We start from the raw sequence: 18,189 nt of genomic DNA on the forward strand, positions 1-18,189 counted from the left end.
TATCGAGGGGGTGCGGACCATGGCCGTGTCAGAGGCTGCCCCCGGTCCGAAAGCCCACAAGCCCGGGCTCCGGCGTGAGATCGGATTCATCGGACTCATCTGGGCCTCGGAGGGTTCGATCATCGGGTCCGGGTGGCTCTTCGGCGCACAGGGCGCGCTGGCGGCCGCCGGTCCGGCGGCGATCATCTCCTGGGGCATCGGCGGCCTGGCGATCCTGATCCTGGCGCTGGTGCACGCGGAACTCGGCGGTATGTATCCCGTCTCGGGCGGCACCGCCCGCTTCCCGCACTACGCCTTCGGCGGCGCGGCCGGTGCGTCGTTCGGCTGGTTCTCCTGGCTGCAGGCGGCCACCGTGGCACCCATCGAGGTGCTGGCGATGATCACGTACGGCCAGCACTACTCCTGGGCGAGCGGCTGGGAGAAGGTCCAGGGCGGCGAGCACGTCCTGACCCCGCCGGGCATCGCCGTCGCGGTCGGGCTGATGGCGGTCATCACGGCCATCAACTTCCTCAGCATCCGGCTGCTGGCCCGCACCAACAGCGCTGCGACCTGGTGGAAGGTCGGCGTCCCGCTGCTGACGATCTTCGTGTTCGCCATCGCCCAGTTCCACACCGGCAACTTCACCGCGGCCGACGGGTTCGACCCGTACGGGGCCAAGGGCATCCTGTCCGCCGTCTCCACCAGCGGCATCATCTTCGCGCTGCTGGGCTTCGAGCAGGCCGACCAGCTGGCCGGTGAGAGCGCCAACCCCAAGCGGGACATCCCGCGGGCGGTCATCGGGTCGATCATCCTGGGCATCCTGATCTACATCCTGCTGCAGGTCGCCTTCCTCGCGGCACTGCCCGCCTCCCAGATCGGCAGCCACTGGGCCAACTCCGCGTTCACCGCGCTGAGCGGTCCCTTCGCCCAGGTGGCCACGCTCATCAGTCTGGGCTGGCTGGCCACGGTCCTCTATCTCGACGCCGTGGTGTCGCCCGCCGGCACCGGTCTGATCTACATCACCGGCTCCTCCCGGGTGTCCTACGGCCTCAGCCGCAACGGCTATGTGCCCTCCGTCTTCGAGGCCACCAACCGGCGCGGTGTCCCCTGGGTCGGCCTCATCACCGCGTTCGTGATCGGCTGCGTCTGCTTCCTGCCGTTCCCCAGCTGGCGTTCCCTGGTCGGCCTGATCACCAGCGCCAGCGTGCTGATGTACGCGGGCGCCCCGCTGTCCTTCGGGGTGTTCCGCGACCGGCTGCCCGAGGCACACCGCCCCTACCGGCTGCCCGGCGGCGGCTGGATGTCGCCGCTCGCCTTCATCGTCGCCAACCTGCTGATCCTGTGGTCGGGTTGGACCACCGACTGGAAGCTCGGCGTCGCCATCCTGCTCGGCTACGTCATCCTGGTCGCCAACCGGATGTTCAAGATGAACCCCATCACTCCCCAGCTCGACCTGCGGGCCGCGCAATGGCTGCCGGTCTACCTGGTGGGCATGGGGCTCATCGTCTACCTCAGCGACTTCGGGCCGCTCAAGCACCCCTGGTTCCCGCTGTGGTGGGACATCGGGGTCGTGGCCGTGTTCAGCCTCCTCATCTACTACTGGGCCATGGCGGTCGCCCTGCCCAGCGAACGCATCCAGCACCTGATCGACCAGGTCGTCGTTCCGGAGGAGGAGGACGTCCTCTGAGGCCGCGGCCTCAACGTCGCGCGTGGCGGATCCTCAGCCGCCCGTACTCCATGGTTCCGGAGATCCGTATCCTCGGCCCGCCGGGGCGGGGGTGCCGCCGGGTGCGGTGGCGAGGCTGCTTCCACACGGTGCGCAGCTCGTCGGTCTCGACGGTCGCGTCGCGCGGCACGGTGATCCTGGCCCCGCCGGTGCCGGGGTGCAACTCGACCGGGGTGCCCGCGTGCTCCTCGGGGAGCGAGGCCAACGCGGGCCCGAGGTCCTGGTGCGTCCTGGCGGTCAGGACACGGTGGAGGAGTTCGTCCATCTCCTCGTACGAGATGCGCCCTTCGGCGTACGCCTCCCCGAGGCGCCGCACGGCCATGTCCCGGTCCTCGTCACTGACCAGCAGCGGCGGACCTTCCGGCTCCCGGCCGGCGCCGTTCATGGGCCCCGCTCCCCCTTCTGCTCCTGCGGCACATCCGTCACCGGCTCGATCGTGGTCAGGCGTCCCAGGTGACCGGGAGGCTCTTCACCCCGTAGATGTCCGCGGTCTCCGGGCGCAGGCCGACCTCTTCGGCCGGCACGGCCAGGCGCAGCGTGGGGAAGCGCTGGAACAGCGCGGGGAACGCGACCCGCATCTCGACGCGGGCCAGCTGCTGGCCCAGGCACTGGTGGATGCCGTGGCTGAAGGCCAGGTGCCCGCCGACGTCCTGCCGCCGGAGGTCGAGCACGTCGGGGTCGGCGAAGCGCTCGGGGTCGCGGTTGGCCGTGTTGTAGGACAGGACGACCGTCGTCCCCGCCTTGATGGTCTGCCCGCCCAGCTCGACGTCCTCCAGTGCCGTCCGCATGAACGTCTTGGCGACGCTCAGATACCGCAGCAGCTCCTCCACCGCGCCGTCGACGAGCGCGGGATCGGCGCGCAGCGCCGCCAGTTGCTCCGGGTGCTGCAGCAGGGCGAAGGTGCCGAGGGACAGCATGTTCGCGGTGGTGTCGAACCCGGCCGCCAGCAGAATGAGGCTGATCCCCTTCAGTTCCTCATCGGTCAGGTCGCTGCTGGTGAGTTCGCTGAGCACGTCGTCGGTGGGGTTCGCACGCTTGGCGGCCACCAGCTCCGCGAGGTACTCCTGGGTGGCGGTGTAGGCCGCTATCAGCTCCTCTTCGCTCGTCTCCCCGCCCATGAACGTGTCGATCTGCTCCTGGAAGGAGCCCCGGTCCTCGTACGGCACCCCCAGCAGCTCGCAGATGACGATGGTGGGGATGGGCTTGGCGAACGCGGTCACCAGGTCCGCCGGCGGCCCGGCCTTCTCCATGGCGTCCAGGCAGTCGGCGGTGATCTGCTCGACGCGCTCGGTGAGCAGCCGCATCCGCCGTACGGTGAACCTGCCCGCCAGCGGCTGGCGGTAGCGCCGGTGCTGGGGGTCGTCCATCAGGAGGAACTCGCCGGGCGGGGCCGGGGGAACCTCGAAGTCGCCCACGTTCAGGAGTTCCCTGCGCGAGCTGAACCGCGAGTCGGCCAGGACCGACCTCACCAGGTCGTATCCGGTGATCAGCCAGCCGGGCCTTCCGCCGGGGTGGGTGTAGTGGCTGATGGGGCCGTGCCGGCGGGCGTCGGTGAGCTCCGCCGGCGGGTCGAAGGGGCAGCCGGCCTGACGCTCCGTCGGCAGCGCCGTGACGGTGTGGAGGGCTTCACTCATGACCATTCCCCGTTTCGCGATATTACGTGTTTGGTGTGCCTCGAAAGCTACGTTGCGTTCACCATCCCGTCAATCGCCCAAATGGCATTCACCCAGCTAGACGGCGGGAAATTGATGCAATGACGCTGAACTCAAATGCAATGGCGCGTTGCAATGAACGAACGGTCTAAGAGGCTGTTAAGAACGCCGTTTGGCAGGCTTGCCCCATGAACGACGCAGCTGAGGACGTGCCCCCCGCGGGCGGTGCGCGCGTGCTGGTGGTGGATGACGACCCCGAGGTACGCGCCGCCCTGGAGGACGGGCTGGCCCTGGAGGGCTTCACCGTCCGTGGTGCGGCGGACGGACACGCCGCTCTGGCGGCCGTGGCGGACTGGGAGCCGGACGCGCTGGTGCTCGACGTGATGATGCCGGTGGTGGACGGGCTCGCGGTGTGCCGGCAGTTGCGGGTGCTGGGCGACCGTACGCCGATCCTGGTGCTGACCGCGCTGGACGCGGTCAGCGACCGGGTGGACGGCCTGGACGCGGGAGCGGACGACTACCTGGTCAAGCCGTTCGCGCTGGACGAGCTGGCGGCCCGGCTGCGCGCCCTGCTGCGCCGCGCCGGCCCCGCCGAGCCGGCCCCGTCCGCGCAGCTGCGCTTCGCCGACCTGGTCGTGGACCCGCGGACCCGTACGGGGCAGCGCGGCGGGCGGCGGCTGGAGTTCACCCGCACCGAGTGGAGCCTGCTGGATCTGCTGCTGCGCCACCCCGGGCAGGTACTGGAGCGGGCGACGATCACACGCTGGGTGTGGGGCCGGGACCTGGGGCCCGACTCCAATTCGCTGGCCGTCTACATCGGGTATCTGCGCCGGAAACTGGAGGCCGACGGCGCCCCGCGGCTCGTGCACACCGTGCACGGCGTCGGCTACCGGCTGGACGAGCGGTGACGCGGCCCCGCCGGCACCGTCGCCCCCCGCTGCGCCGCCGGCTCGCCCTGACCGCGTCCGCCGCGGTGGCGGGCGTGGCGCTGGCGGTGTGCGCGGGCGCGTACGCCGTCACCGTCTACACCCTGCACCGGCAGTTCGACCTGCGGCTGACGCAGGCGGCCACGCTGGCCGTCCAGCAGCACCAGCAGGAGGGTCCCGGGGTGCAGGCCGGCGAGTGCCGGTACCTGGCCGCGCCCGCCTGCGCCCAACTGGTGCCCGTGTCCGCCGTACACGACCCGGGCCGGCCCTATCTTCTGCCCGTCACGGACGCGGTGCGCGAGGTCGCGGCCCGCCGCCGGGCGCCGTACTACAGCACGGCGTCGGTGGACGGCCGACCGGTGCGGGTGCTGACCACTCCGGCCCGCCGCGGGCTGGCCATGCAGGTGGCGCTGCGCTCCGACGGGGTGCGGCACGCCGAGCGGCAGGCCGCCGGACTGCTCGCCGTGATCGGCGGGGCCGGTGTGCCGGTCGCGGCCCTGCTGGGCTACTGGGTGTCCCGTTCGGGGCTGGCTCCGGTGACCCGGCTGACGTCGACCGCGGAGCGGATCACGGCCACGCGTGACGCGGGCCTCCGTATCGAGCTGCCGTCCGGGCAGCGCGGCAGCGAGGACGAGATCACCCGGCTCGCCGTCAGCTTCAACACGATGCTCGACGCCCTGGAGGAGTCGCTCGCCGCGCAACGGCGCCTGGTCGCCGACGCCTCGCACGAACTGCGCACGCCGCTGACCGCGTTGCGTGCCAACGCCGAGATCCTGCTGAAGGCCGAGCGGCTGACCCCGCGCCAGCGGGAGCGGGCGACCGGCGCCCTCACCCGCCAGTTGCGGGAGGTGACCACGCTGGTCAACGACCTGATCGACCTGGCCCGCGACGAAGAGCCGCAGCAGGCACTGGAGTCGGTGCGGCCGGCCGCGCTGCTGGAGCACGCGGTGGCGGCCGCCCGCGATCACTGGCCGCACGTCCTTTTCGTCCTCGACACCGGCACCGCGGCGGCGTCCTCGCTGACGGCCGCGGTGCCGAGCCGGCTGACCCGGCTGTTCTCCAACCTGCTGGACAACGCCGCCAAGTTCTCCCCGCCCGGCGGCCGGGTCGAGGTGGCGGCGCGCCGGTCCGCGGACGGCGACGGGCTGGAGATCACCGTCCGCGACCACGGTCCCGGCATCGACGCGGCCGACCTTCCGCATGTGTTCGACCGCTTCTACCGGGCCCGCGCCGCTCGTGCCCTGCCCGGCTCCGGCCTCGGCCTGGCCATGGCCCGTCAGATCGCCCACACCCACCACGCCGAACTCACCGCCCACCAGGCCCCGGGCGGGGGTGCCCTGTTCCGCCTGAGGCTGCCCTCCGTGCCGATGACACCGGCCGGGTAGCCGGGGACCATCACGCCCTCGAAGCGTTGCCGCGCGGCGATGTGACGTCACGTCAGACGAACGGCTGGTTCTGTACCGCGTGTCCTTGACAGCAGGGGCCCGAGGGGCCACTTTGCGGGACAACGTTGTCGAAGGGACATGGTCACGATGGTGCCGTTCCGCCTTCTGTCCGTGCTCGCCGCCGGCGCCCTGACCGTGGGTGCCGCCTACGCCCCCGCCCAAGCCGATCCCGTACCGCCCGCGCCGGTCTCCGACCCGGCGTCACTCGTGAATCCCTTCATCGGGACCACACACGCCGCCGACGACTTCCCGGGGGCCGACACCCCGTTCGGGATGGTCCAGTGGAGCCCCGACACCAGCCCGCACCGCCCGGACGGCGGCGGCTACGAGTACGGCGACTCCGCCATCACCGGATTCGGTCTGACCCATATCGCAGGTCCGGGCTGCCGGGCCGCCGGTGACATCCCCGTACTGCCGACCGTCGGCACGGTGGACACGGGTACCACGGTCGGCTTCTCGCACGCGAACGAGTCCGCCACGCCCGGCTCGTACACGGTGTCCCTGGACAACGGCGTCACGACGGAGCTGACCGCCACCACCCGCAGCGGGATGGCCCGGTTCACCTTCCCGGCCACCACCCGGGCGAACCTCCTGTTCAAGCTGACGGGCAGCGAGAACGGCGACACCGCGGCGCGTTTCGACGTGGTCGGCGACAGAGAAGTGCGGGGGATGGTCACCAGCGGGAACTTCTGCGGTGAGGGCAACTCCTACAGCGTCTACTACGACATGGTCTTCGACCAGCCGTTCCGCCACAGCGGCACCGCACTGGCCGCCGTCACGCCCACCACTCCCACCACCGTGGCCTCCCCCAGCACCCCCGAGGCGCCGAACAAGCCGGTGCTGCACGGCACCGTGCCCCGTACGCCCCATGCCTTCGTTCCCGGGGCGAGCGGTTCCGACGGCTATGTCACGTTCGACACCACCACCCGTCGCGCGGTTCAGGCCAAGGTCGGCATCTCCTATGTGTCGGCCGCCGGCGCGGCGGCCAACCGCCAGGCGGAGAACCCGGGCTGGGACCTGGCCAAGGTCCGCGGCGCTGCGCACGACGCCTGGAAGTCCCTCCTCGGCCGGGTCCGGATCGCCGGCGGGACGCCCGCTCAGCAGACCGTCTTCTACACGGCGCTGTACCACGCGCTGCTGCATCCGAACGTGATCAGTGACACCAACCGCCGCTATCCCGGCTTCGACGGCAGGACCCACACCGTCGACCCGGGCCACGGCGCCGCCTACGCCAACTACTCGGGCTGGGACGTCTACCGCTCGCAGGCCCAGCTCGAAGCGCTCGTCGCGCCCCGGATCGCCTCCGACACGGCTCAGTCGATGGTCGACGACTACCGTCAGACCGGCCTGTTCCCCAAGTGGTCGGAGAACAACGGCGAGACCCACGTCATGGTGGGTGACCCGGCGGACGAGATCATCGCCGACTACTACGCCTTCGGGGCCCGCGCCTTCGACACCGCCACCGCCCTCCAGGGCATGATCGCCGAGGCCACCGTCCCCAACGACAACCGGCCCGGCCTCGCCTACCTGGAGCAGCTGGGCTGGCTGCCCAGCAACGGCAAGTACGGCTGCTGCAACTTCTACGGCGCGGCGGCCACCACCCTGGAGTACGACTCGGCGGACTTCGCCGTCTCGGCCTTCGCCGGCGCCCTCGGACACACCGCCGACCAGCAGCGGTTCGCGGACCGGGCGCAGGACTGGCAGAACCTCTTCCACCACGGCAGCGGATTCATCCAGCCGCGCGACGCCTCGGGCACCTGGACGGCGGGCTTCTCGCCGGCCTCGGGACGGAACTTCGTCGAGGGCGACTCCTGGCAGTACACGCCGATGGTGCCGTTCAACCTGCACGGACTGGCGACCGCCCTGGGCGGTGACGCGGCCATGGCCACGTACCTGGACACGGACCTGTCCTCGCTGACGGGCGCGGGCGGATACACCGATCTGGGCAACGAGCCGAGCCTGAACATTCCCTGGGAGTACGACTACATCGGCCGCCCGTACCAGACGCAGAAGGTCGTCCGGCAGATCCAGGACCAGATCTGGACCGCCGGCCCGGCCGGGCTCGCGGGCAACGACGACCTCGGCGAGATGAGCTCGTGGTACGTGTGGTCCGCCCTCGGCATGTATCCCGAGACCCCCGGCACCGCCGACCTGGCCCTGGGCAGCCCGCTCTTCCCCCAGGCGGTGATCACCCTGCCGTCCGGACACACCCTCACGGTCAACGGCGACGGTGCGGCGGACGACGCCCCCTACGTCCAGTCGGCCACGTGGAACGGCACCGCCTGGAACGCGGCACACGCACCCGACGGCGCGCTGAGCGGCGGCGGCACCCTCACCTACGTACTCGGCACCTCGCCCGACACCTCCTGGGCGTCGGACGCCTCCGCCGCCCCGCGCTCCTACCCGGGCGCGGCCACCTACGGCGACGTCGGCACATCCGGTGACACCGCCGCCGGCTCCGCCAACTTCGACGGCGCGGGCTACAGCTACTCCACGCACGCCCTGGCCGGCGCGGGCGTCACGCCGGGTTCGCGGATCACCGTGAACGGGGTGACCTTCACCTGGCCCGACGTGCCGCCCGGCGCGCCGGACAACTACGAGGCGAACGGGCAGACGGTACGGACGTCGGGCTCGGGCAGCATCTCCTTCCTGGGTGCCGCCAACAACGGTCCGGCCTCCGGCACGGCGACCGTCACCTACACGGACGGCACGACCCAGTCGGTCGCGGTCGGACTCTCCGACTGGACGCTGAGCGGGGGCGCCGGCTCGCCGCTCGCCGACAACACCGTCGCGGTGACCCTGCCGTACCGCAACCACGCGGGCACCGCGTCCGACAGCACCCGGACGTATGTGTTCGCCACGGCGCCCGTGGCACTGAGTCCGGGCAAGACGGTCAGCGGTGTGCGCCTGCCGTCCGATGTCGCCGCCGGGGGTCTGCACGTCTTCGCGATCGGTTTCGGGAGCGGCTGACCCGGTGTGGGGGCCGGTGCCGGAACATGCCGTTGAGTGGAGCAATCCCGGGGTACGGGGGCACCGCGCACCAGGCTGGTCGGGTGACGCGCGAACGGACCGGCCGGGAGCCGGAGGACGGCTCGATGCCCCGGCCCCGGCTGCCGGCGCCTCCGGCGTGGCTGCGCTGGCTTCCGCTGCTGTACGTCGCGGCCGTGCTGCTGCTGGAGCCCGCCACGCCCGTGGACTGGCCGGTGAGCTTCGTGCTGATCTGCGTGCCCCTGGTGACCGCGTTCGCGCACGGCCCCGTGCTCGTCGGCGCCGCCACGGCGTTCGCCGTGGGCCTCGAAGCGGTGCTGGCCGGCACCCCGTGCTGTGCCGGCCGGTCCGTCGGCTATCTGTGGGACCGTCACTATGTCGCGTCCTACATCTGTACGGCCCTGGTGGGCGGCCTCGGCGCGATCCTGGCCGCCCACCGGCTCCGGCGCGAACGCACCCTGGCCGACGTCCGTTTCGTGGCCGAGATCGCGCAGCGCGTCCTGCTGCGGCCCGTGCCGCACCGGATCGGCCACCTCCGCCTGGAGAGCCTCTACCTCTCCGCGGCCGCGGAGGCCCGCATCGGCGGCGACCTGTACGAGGCCGTCCCCACCCGGTTCGGGGTCCGCCTGGTCATCGGCGACGTCCGTGGCAAGGGGCTGCTCGCCGTCGAGACCGCCGCCGCTCTGCTCGGGGCGTTCCGCGAGGCGGCGTACGACGAACCGGAGCTGCCCGCGCTGGCCCGCCGGGTGGACACGAGCATGAGCCGCAGGGCGACGCAGCTCGGCGGAACGGAGACGGGCGAACGGTTCGTCACCGCGGTCTTCGCCGAGATCCCCGTCGACGGCCGGCTCGTCCGCATCGTCAACTGCGGCCACCCGCCGCCCATCTCGCTCACGGCCGGCGAGGTGCGGGAACTGGAGAGCGGACGCCCGGCCCCGCCCCTGAACCTCGGTATGCTGGTCGAGGACCCGTTCCGCCTGGAGGTGTACCCCTTCCTGCCCGGCGATCAGCTGCTGCTGTACACCGACGGCGTCACGGAGACACGGGACGCGGCGGGCACCTTCTATCCGCTGCTGCAGCGCCTGCGTTCGTGGGGCCCCCTCCCGCCGGAGGAGCTGCTCGCACGGCTCCACGACGACCTGCTGGCCTACGGACACAACGGTCTGCAGGACGACACCGCGGCTCTCGCGGTCTGCCTGCTTCCGGAGGAGCCGCCGGCCGGGCCGCCGGCCGGGCCGCCGGCCGGGTGAGCCCGGCCGGGGTCAGAAGGCGGTGTGGGCGAACCAGTTGTCCAGGACCTCGGTCCGCCCCGAGAGCTCGAAGGCGGAGTCCTGGTACGACCGCCGTCCGTAGAGCAGGAGCAGCAGATCCGCCGCCTGCCCGCGCACCGCCGCCGTGACCGGCCCGGCCTCGTCCGCCGCGCGGTCCGCACGCGGCAGCAGGCGGAAGCCGTCCGGGTCCAGCCGCACCCGCCACTCCTCGCCCGGTCCCTCGCCGGGGTCCGCGCACCGGAACGCGACGGTCTCGCCCTCGCCGCGCAGCTTCGTCACGCCGGGAGCGAAGAGACCCGCGTAGGGCAGGTTGACGAGGAACTCGTCCACGCCGTCCGCCGCGAGCACGGGGTCGAGGTCCGAGTCCAGGCCGACGGCGCGCTCCGCGTCCATCCGGTGGACCAGGGTCTCGAAGAGCATCCGCCGGGCCCAGAACCGCGCGTGCCGGTCCTCGCCCCACACCCACATCGGCGCCTCGGGATCGGTGTCCCGCAGGACGGCTGCCACCGCGGGCACCCCGGCCGCCACCCAGTCGGCGTACTCCCGCGGGTTCTCCGGCAGCCCCAGCTCGACGTCGCGGCTGCGGGGAGGCTCCTGCACCAGCCGGGTCAGCAGGGTGCAGAACCAGCGCTGCAGCGCTCCTACGTGCTGGGTGAGGTCGGCCAGGGTCCAGTCGGGGCAGGAGGGCACCGCAGCCGCCGGGTCGGCGCCCTTGACCACCTCGGCGAAGCGCAGGGTCTCGCGGGCGACGGCCTCACGATAGGTGTCGTACGGCAGAGGGTGCTCCGCCCTGTCGGTGGTGGTCATCGGCTGCCGCCGTCCTGTTCTGTCGTGGGCGCGAAGTCGGTCACCGACAGTCTGGACGCTGGAGTGCGCTCGAAGGCAAGTCGGGGGTTCAGGGGATCTCCTGTTCGGCCCAGATGACTTTTCCGTCGCCGGTGTAGCGGGCGCCCCAGCGCTGGGTGAGCTGGGCCACCAGGAAGAGCCCGCGACCGCCCTCGTCCGTGATCCGGGCGTGCCGGAGCCGGGGAGCCGTGCTGCTGGCGTCGGCGACCTCGCAGGTGAGGCGGGTGTCCCTGAGGAGCCGTAGCCGGATGGGCGGGGTGGCGTAGCGGATGGCGTTGGTGACGAGTTCGCTCACCACGAGCTCGGTCGTGATGGCCAGTTCGCCGAGGCCCCAGTCCTCGACCTGGCGGGTGGCCTGGGCGCGCAGGACACCGACGGCGGCCGGGTCGGCGGGTACGTCCCAGGAGGCGACCCGGTCGGTGCCGAGGCCGTGGGTGCGCGTCAGGAGCAGGGCGATGTCGTCGGGCCGGGGCACGGGCACGAGCTGCCGCACGGCGGACGTGCACAGCGCGTCGAGGTCCTCCCCGGCGTGCCCGAGTACCTCCCCGAGCCGCGCCATGCCGCGCTCGACGTCGCGGTCGCAGCCCTCGATCAGACCGTTGGTGTACAGGCCGAAGAGGCTGTTCTCGGCCAGTTCGATCTCGGTGGCCTCGAAGGCCATGCCCCCCAGTCCGAGCGGGGGTCCGGCGGGGATATCGGGGAAGCGGGCGGGTCCGCCGGGTGCCACGACGACGGGCGGCGGGTGTCCGGCCCGGGCCACCGCGCACCGCCTGCTGACCGGGTCGTACACGGCGTAGACGCAGGTGGCGCCGATGAAGGTGCTCCGGGTGGCCGTGCCGGCGGCGGTCTCCTCGTCGCTCAGCCGCAGCACGAGGTCGTCGAGATGGGCGAGCAGTTCGTCGGGGGGCATCTCCATGGCGGCGAGGGTCTGCACCGCCGTGCGCAGCCGGCCCATGCTCGCCGCCGCGGTGATGCCGTGGCCCACCACGTCGCCGATGACGAGGCCCACCCGGGCGCCGGACAGCGGGATCACGTCGAACCAGTCGCCGCCGACACCGTCCGAGGGGTCGGCGGGCAGATAGGAGGAGGCCACCTCCAGTGCGGTGCCGCCGGTCAGGGCGGGTGGCAGCAGACTGCGCTGCAGGGTGAGCGCCGCCGTGTGCTCCCTGGTGTAGCGGCGGGCGTTGTCGACGCACACCGCGGCGCGGGCCACCAGCTCGCGGGCCGGCAGGACGTCGTCGGCCCCGAAGGAGACGGGGTTGAGCGACCGGGCGAACGTGGTGAGGCCGAGGACGGTGTTCCGGGCCCGCATCGGCACGGCGATGAGCGAGTGCAGCCCGAACTCGCGGATGCGTGCGGCGCGTTCGGACTCCCGGGTGAGCCACAGCTCGTCGGACGGGTCGAGGACCGGGATGAGCAGCGGCTCGCCCGCGGTGAGCAGGCTGTTGTCCTGGGACGGGGGCCGGAAGTGGACCCGGTCGCCGACGCGTGCGACGGCTTCGGGGCAGCCCTCGCGCACCGACCGCAGTGCGGCGCGGCGCATCACCGGCCGGGCGGGCGCGGGTCCGGCGTCGGTCAGCCAGGCTCCGTGGCCCTCGGTGCTGAGCACGGGTTCCAGCAGGTCGACGATGACGAGGTCGGCGAAGCGGGGGACGGCGAAGTCGGCGAGTTCCTGGGCGGTCCGCTGCACGTCGAGGGTCGTGCCGATGCTGGTGCCGGCTTCGTTGACCATGGTCAGCAGCTGCCGCGCGTTCCACCGCTCGGTGACGTCCTGGACCATGTAGCAGACGCCGGTGATGGTGTCGTCGGTGTCCACCAGGGGGAAGAACGAGGTCGAGTAGGCGTGCCGGCGGTGCGGGTCGGCCCAGCTCCAGCCCAGGTACTCGTAGTCGGTCACGGGCAGGCCCGTCGCGATGACCTTGCGCATGAGGCTCTCCAGGTCCTCCGCCTGCAGTCCGGGCAGCAGCTCGCTCAGCCGCCGCCCGAGGCGTTCGTCCCGGGGGACCCCGCCGAGCCGTTCCAGGGTGTCGTTCAGCCAGACGTACCGCAGTTCGGTGTCCATGACGGCCATGCCGACCGGTGAGCGGGTCAGGAACCCGTCCAGGACCGACAGGCCCATGGTCCAGCGCTGCCGCTCTTCGCGGGCCGACACCAGGAAGCACTCGGTGTCGCCCAGGGGGAAGGACGCCGAGACCCGCAGCTGGAGGTCGAGACGGCGGCCGTCCCGGTGCCGTACGGCGACCTGCCCGCTCCAGCCGTTTCCGGCGCGGCACCGCTCCAGGACGCCGGCGAGCCGTGCGGGGTTCTCGGGCACGGCCAGCAGCCGCGCGGCGGAGACACCCAGGACGTCCGTGGCCGCGTGGCCGAGGAGTGCTTCGGCGCTGCGGGTCCAGCCCATGACCACGCCGCATCCCGAGATCACCGCGGCGGCGTCGGTGGACGCGTCGAACACATAGCCCGGTTCCCCGGGTGCGGCCGCGGAGAAGCCCTTTCGCGCAGGTTCCATCAGTGACACCCATACACCACTATGAGCCTGTTTGCCGGGTGATGTGCAGGGGTCGGACGGTCCACTCGTCGCCGTGCGGTTGGGCCGGACCGGTGGCCGGAGGGACCATGGGAGTACCGGTCGTCAGCGTCGACGCCCGCGGGTGTGCGCCCGGCCGGTGGAGGTGAAGCAGGCATGGCAGTGGACTCCTTCGAAACCGGCCACGACGAGCAGCACACCGGGCTGCCCCGGCCGACCGGGCTGCTGGACGTGCTGAGCGTGGCCGCGGTGGCACTGGACACCCGCGGCCGGATCGTCTTCTGGACCCCGCAGGCCGAGGACTTGTTCGGCTACTCGTCGGAGGAGGCCCTCGGCAAGCACGCGGCGCGCCTGCTCATCCATCCGGAACACCTGCAGGCCGTGGTGGGTCTGTTCACGGAGGTGCTGGAGACCGGCCGGGGCTGGGCCGGCACCTTTCCCGTCCGGCACAAGGACGGCGGCAGCCGGCTGACGGAGTTCCGGACCATGCGGCTGCTGGACGACCTCGGGGACGTCTACGCCCTGGGCATCGCGGCCGACCACACCCTGCTCCAGCGGGTCGAGACGGATCTGGCGCTGTGCGAGCAGCTGATCAACCAGTCCCCGATCGGTCTGGCCCTGCTCGATCCGGACCTGAAGTACCTCCTGGTCAATCCGGCGCTGGAGCGGATCGACGGCGTTCCCGCCGAGGACCACATCGGCCGCCGTCTGCGCGAGACGCTGCCGTTCCCGGACGTCGACACCGTCGAGTCCGCGCTGCGCCAGGTGCTCACCACGGGGACGCCCCTGCTGGACCAGTACCACGTCGGCCGTCCCTCGGCCGACCCCGGCCACGAACACGCCTGGTCGCTGTCCTTCTACCGGCTGGAGGATCCCGGCGGGCGGGTGCTGGGCGCGGCCGCCTCGGTCGTCGACGTCACCGAGCGGCACCGCGCGGCGGCCGAGGCCGACCGGGCGCGGCGGCGCCTGGCGCTCATCGCGGACGCCTCCGCGCGGGTGGGCACCGCGCTGGACGTGGAGCAGACGGCCCATGAACTGGCCGAGATCGCCGCGCCGGCCCTGGCCGACGTGGTCGCGGTGGACATCCTCGACTCCGCGCTGTCCTGCCGTATGCGCAGACGGGACAGCGGACCGGAGCTCTTCCGGGCCGTGGCCCTGAAAGCGGCGCATCCCACGGTGGCGCTGCGCGCCGCCGACTCCCCGGGCGACCTCGCCGCATACGAGGGTGACCGGCTGGTCAGCCTGTGCGTCCACACCGGGCGCCCGGTGATGGTCCGCCACGTCGGGCCGCAGGATCTGCCCCGTATCGCCCGGGACGCCGCGGCCGGTGCCCTGCTGGCGCAGGCCGGCGTCCACTCGTATCTCGCCGTGCCGCTGATCGCCCACGGCGAGGTGCTCGGCGCCCTCGATCTCAAGCGGACCCGCAATCCGGCGCCGTTCGACGAGGACGACGTCGTCCTGGCCATGGAACTCGCCGGGCGGGCCGCCGTCGCCATCGACAACGCCCGCTGGTTCCAGAGCGTCCGCAACACCGCCCTCACCCTGCAGCGCAGTCTGCTGCCCGAGCACTCGGCGCACCACACGGGCCTGGAGCTCGCCTCCCGCTACCAGCCGGCGCAGGCCACCAGCGAGGTCGGCGGCGACTGGTACGACGTCATCACGCTGGCCGGCGACAAGACCGCCCTGGTGGTGGGCGACGTCATGGGCAACGGCATCGACGCGGCCGCCACCATGGGCCGGCTGCGCACCGCGACCTGCGCCTATGCCGATCTCGACCTCGACCCGGGCGCGGTCCTGCAGCACCTGGACAAGATCACCTGCGATCTGGAGCACTACATCGTCACGTGCGTGTACGCGGCGTACGACCCCCGCACCGGGCGGTGCAGCATCGCCAACGCCGGACACATGCCGCCCGCGCTCGCGCGTCCCGGCGCCGCGCCGAGGCTCCTGGACCTGCCCACCGCGGCACCGCTCGGCGTCGGCGGCGTACGGTTCGAGACGACCACCGTCGCGCTGCGCCCAGGCGATGTGCTAGTCCTCTACACCGACGGCCTCGTGGAGACCCGCCAGCACCCCATCGACGACCGGTTGAACGCCCTGCTGGACCTCCTCGACGAGCCGGACAGGCCGCTGGAGGAGACCTGCGACATCCTGCTGCACGGGCTGCGCCACCCCGACGACCACGACGACGTGGCCCTGCTCGTCGCCCGGGCCCTGTAGACCGGCACCGCTGGAGACCGGCACCGCTGTCCGGACAGCGGCGTCCTACCGTGCCGTCGGCTGTCCCGAACCGGCCGGGAGCGACGGGTCGGCGGCCCCGCGGACGAGCAGCAGGAGGGCGTCGACCAGGTCGTCGGCGGGGCTGCCCGTGGCCAGGCGCCGCAGTTGCAGGCCCATCACGAGGGCGACCGTCGTGGCGGCGAGACGTTCCGCGTCCGGGACGCCGAGCGCGCTGAGGATCCGGGCGGCGAGCAGGTCGTAGGCCCGGAACGCCTCGGCCGCCGCCTCCCGCAGGCGCTCGTCGCGTCCGGCGTGCAGATACAGCTCGAAGGGGGCGAGATGGGCGCTGTCCAGCGCCGAGCCGCAGGCGACCTGACCGGCCAGGGACGCCGCGTCCCGGACGTCCAGGCCCTCCGTCTGGCACTGCTCGGCCAGCTCGGTGAAGTGCCGTGCCTCCTCGCGCACGAAGTGCAGCAGACTCTCGCGCAGCAGCTCGTGCTGGGTCTCGAAGTGGTAGGTGACCGAACCGAGGGAAACCCCCGCTTCCTTGGCGATCCGCCGGTTGGTGACCGCCGCGACCCCGTCCTCGCCGATGATCCGCAGGACGGCGGTGATGATGCGCTGGCGCGTCGGCGCGGAGGGGGCGGCATGCGGCATGGCGTGCATTCTTCCATCCCGTGTGGACACCGCCGCCCGGGCTCCCTATTGTTCGTTCGAACGAACATGATGGGAGGGGTGGTCGTGCGCATTGCCGGGTCAACCGTTCTGCTCACCGGCGTCACCGGCGGCATCGGGGGCGCGCTCGCCGCCGAGTTGTCCGCCCGCGGCGCCCGCCTGGTGCTCACCGGCCGGCGGCCCGACGCGCTGGCACCCCTCGCCGAGCGCTACGGCGCCCGGACGATCCCGGCCGATCTGGCCGACCCGGACGATGTGCGGCGGCTGGCCGAGGAGGCCGCCGGCACGGACATCCTCATCGCCAACGCGGCCCTGCCCTCCAGCGGCGACGTGCTCGACTACACCCCCGAGCAGATCGACCGGGCCCTCGCGGTGAACCTGCGCGCCCCCGCGGTGCTCGCCCGGCTGCTCGCGCCCGGCATGGTGGCCGCCGGACGTGGTCACATCTGCTTCGTCGGGTCACTGTCCGGCATGGCGGCCACCAAGTCCTCCTCCCTGTACAACGCGACCAAGTTCGGACTGCGCGGCTTCTCGCTGGCCTTCCGCCAGGATCTGCACGGCACGGGCGTCGGCGTCTCGATCGTCCAGCCGGGATTCGTACGCGAGCTGGGCATGTTCGCGAAGACGGGTTCGGCCACGCCCGGCGGCGTCCGTACCGTCCCCCCGGAGCGGGTCTGCAAGGGGGTGACGCGGGCGATCGAACGCGATGTCGCCGAGATCAACGTGGCACCCGTCGAGCTGCGGTTCCTCACCAAGGTCGCGTCGCAGTTCCCGGGCTTCGCGGAGCGGGTGCAGCGGCTGGCGGGGGCGGAGCAGGCGATGAACGCGATCGTGGCCGCGCAGCGATCGAGCCGCTGAGGATCAACGGAGGGCAGTTGTCATGTCCGCAGGCGCTGTGGCAGGATCCCCCCGTTCGACAGCGCGTCCCACCACTCCTCCCGAAGGACTGAAGTCCATGGTTCCGGCGTCCCCCAGCGGCCGCCGCCGATACTGAGCCGTCTGCCCCGAGGCAGCGTCCTCCGGTATCTCCCGCACCTCCTCACGGCGGTCCGACGACGCGGTGTTCCAGCACACCGCCCGCCTCCTCGCAGAGGCCGTTCCCGTATGCCCGGCCGCGCCCCGGCTCACAGCAGCCCGCGGCCGCCTTCACCGTGAGGTCTTCACCATGCGCACCGATGTCCAGCGCTTTGCCGTCGCCCACCTGCTGCGCCGCCCGGCGGCACAGGAAGTCGGCGGTTTCGTCGTGGGGTTCGACCCCTCGACGACCAGCCCGTACATCAACTACGCCACCCCCCTCCCCGGCGCCGAGCCCACCCACCGGGACGTCGCCGACCTGATCGCGGCGTTCCGCGAGCGCGGACTGCGGCCCCGCCTGGAGTTCGCCCCGGACGCCGCACCCGCCGTCGAACCCGCGCTGCGCCGGGCCGGGTTCGGCACGGAGGCGGTGCACGAGTACCTGGTCTGCACACCGGCCACGCTGGCCGCACCCCGCTCCGGCCCCGGCCCGGCGGGCCCGGTCCACGTGGAGGCCCCGACCGCGGAGGCCGACTACACCGAGCTCGACATCGCGCTCTCCGAGGCCTTCGGCGGCGAGTGGGAGCCCTCCCCGGAAGGCGCGGCCCGGTTGCGGCGCGCCGAAGAGGGCGGCGGAGCCGTCCGGTTCGTCCGCACGCCCGACGGCGGCTGCGCCGGCGGTGCCCTGTGCTCGGCGCCCGCCGAGGGCACCGCCGAACTCGCCGGCGTGGGCACCCTTCCGGCGTACCGGGGCCGTGGCATCGCCGCCGCGGTGACCTCGGCCCTGGCCGAGACGATGTTCGGCCGCGGAGCGCGGTCGGTGTGGCTGGAGTACTCCGGCGAGGGCTCCCGCCGCGTGTACGAGAGGGTCGGCTTCCGGCCCGGCGGCACGCGACTGTACGTCTCGCTCGAAGGGTGACGCA

Annotated in this window: 13 protein-coding genes; 8 read left to right on the forward strand and 5 right to left on the reverse strand. The window is 72.4% G+C overall.

Annotated elements, in window-relative coordinates; all coding sequences use genetic code 11:
- Nucleotides 1-19 precede the first annotated feature (19 nt).
- Nucleotides 20-1,666, forward strand: a complete 1,647-nt coding sequence (locus ABT171_RS22965) for an APC family permease (RefSeq protein WP_351246601.1) — start codon at nucleotides 20-22, stop codon at nucleotides 1,664-1,666.
- Between the two features lie 10 nt (nucleotides 1,667-1,676).
- Here the strand turns inward: ABT171_RS22965 and ABT171_RS22970 are convergent, their stop codons facing one another.
- Together ABT171_RS22970 and ABT171_RS22975 are read right to left on the reverse strand one after the other, a co-directional pair.
- A complete protein-coding gene (locus tag ABT171_RS22970) occupies nucleotides 1,677-2,090 on the reverse strand; it encodes a DUF1707 SHOCT-like domain-containing protein (RefSeq protein ID WP_351246603.1) in 414 nt (137 codons plus the stop codon).
- A gap of 55 nt (nucleotides 2,091-2,145) precedes the next feature.
- Nucleotides 2,146-3,339, reverse strand: a complete 1,194-nt coding sequence (locus tag ABT171_RS22975) for a cytochrome P450 (RefSeq protein ID WP_351246605.1) — start codon at nucleotides 3,337-3,339, stop codon at nucleotides 2,146-2,148.
- Between the two features lie 206 nt (nucleotides 3,340-3,545).
- Here ABT171_RS22975 and ABT171_RS22980 point away from each other — a divergent pair, with 206 nt between their 5' ends.
- From ABT171_RS22980 to ABT171_RS22995, 4 genes are all read left to right on the forward strand, one after another.
- The gene (locus tag ABT171_RS22980) at nucleotides 3,546-4,265 is read left to right on the forward strand and encodes a response regulator transcription factor (protein ID WP_351246607.1); all 720 of its coding nucleotides are present in this window, start codon (nucleotides 3,546-3,548) and stop codon (nucleotides 4,263-4,265) included.
- Nucleotides 4,262-5,668 carry a HAMP domain-containing sensor histidine kinase gene (locus ABT171_RS22985; protein WP_351246609.1) on the forward strand — a complete coding sequence of 469 codons (1,407 nt, stop codon included), beginning with the start codon at nucleotides 4,262-4,264 and terminating at the stop codon, nucleotides 5,666-5,668. Before ABT171_RS22980 ends, ABT171_RS22985 begins: the two co-directional genes overlap by 4 nt.
- Before the next feature lie 150 nt (nucleotides 5,669-5,818).
- Complete coding sequence (locus ABT171_RS22990) at nucleotides 5,819-8,698, forward strand: lectin (RefSeq protein WP_351246611.1); 2,880 nt, start codon at nucleotides 5,819-5,821, stop codon at nucleotides 8,696-8,698.
- A gap of 83 nt (nucleotides 8,699-8,781) precedes the next feature.
- Nucleotides 8,782-9,966 carry a PP2C family protein-serine/threonine phosphatase gene (locus tag ABT171_RS22995; protein WP_351246613.1) on the forward strand — a complete coding sequence of 395 codons (1,185 nt, stop codon included), beginning with the start codon at nucleotides 8,782-8,784 and terminating at the stop codon, nucleotides 9,964-9,966.
- A gap of 12 nt (nucleotides 9,967-9,978) precedes the next feature.
- On the opposite strand, the gene ABT171_RS23000 is transcribed toward ABT171_RS22995, so the two are convergent.
- Together ABT171_RS23000 and ABT171_RS23005 are read right to left on the reverse strand one after the other, a co-directional pair.
- Complete coding sequence (locus tag ABT171_RS23000) at nucleotides 9,979-10,794, reverse strand: maleylpyruvate isomerase family mycothiol-dependent enzyme (protein WP_351246615.1); 816 nt, start codon at nucleotides 10,792-10,794, stop codon at nucleotides 9,979-9,981.
- Between the two features lie 88 nt (nucleotides 10,795-10,882).
- Nucleotides 10,883-13,339, reverse strand: a complete 2,457-nt coding sequence (locus tag ABT171_RS23005) for a SpoIIE family protein phosphatase (RefSeq protein WP_351246617.1) — start codon at nucleotides 13,337-13,339, stop codon at nucleotides 10,883-10,885.
- 174 nt (nucleotides 13,340-13,513) lie between these two features.
- On the opposite strand from ABT171_RS23005, the gene ABT171_RS23010 reads away from it, so the two are divergent.
- On the forward strand, nucleotides 13,514-15,577 hold the full coding sequence (locus ABT171_RS23010; protein WP_351246618.1) for a SpoIIE family protein phosphatase: 2,064 nt from the start codon (nucleotides 13,514-13,516) through the stop codon (nucleotides 15,575-15,577).
- A gap of 45 nt (nucleotides 15,578-15,622) precedes the next feature.
- On the opposite strand, the gene ABT171_RS23015 is transcribed toward ABT171_RS23010, so the two are convergent.
- Nucleotides 15,623-16,234, reverse strand: coding sequence for a TetR/AcrR family transcriptional regulator (locus ABT171_RS23015; RefSeq protein ID WP_351246620.1), 612 nt, complete (start codon nucleotides 16,232-16,234; stop codon nucleotides 15,623-15,625).
- Nucleotides 16,235-16,318: 84 nt separating this feature from the next.
- Between ABT171_RS23015 and ABT171_RS23020 the strand changes: the two genes are divergently transcribed.
- Nucleotides 16,319-17,110, forward strand: coding sequence for an SDR family NAD(P)-dependent oxidoreductase (locus ABT171_RS23020; protein WP_351246842.1), 792 nt, complete (start codon nucleotides 16,319-16,321; stop codon nucleotides 17,108-17,110).
- 307 nt (nucleotides 17,111-17,417) lie between these two features.
- Nucleotides 17,418-18,185, forward strand: a complete 768-nt coding sequence (locus ABT171_RS23025; protein ID WP_351246622.1) for a GNAT family N-acetyltransferase — start codon at nucleotides 17,418-17,420, stop codon at nucleotides 18,183-18,185.
- Nucleotides 18,186-18,189 lie beyond the last annotated feature (4 nt).

Source organism: Streptomyces sp. NPDC001851 (genome assembly GCF_040297165.1).
Lineage (GTDB): Bacteria > Actinomycetota > Actinomycetes > Streptomycetales > Streptomycetaceae > Streptomyces.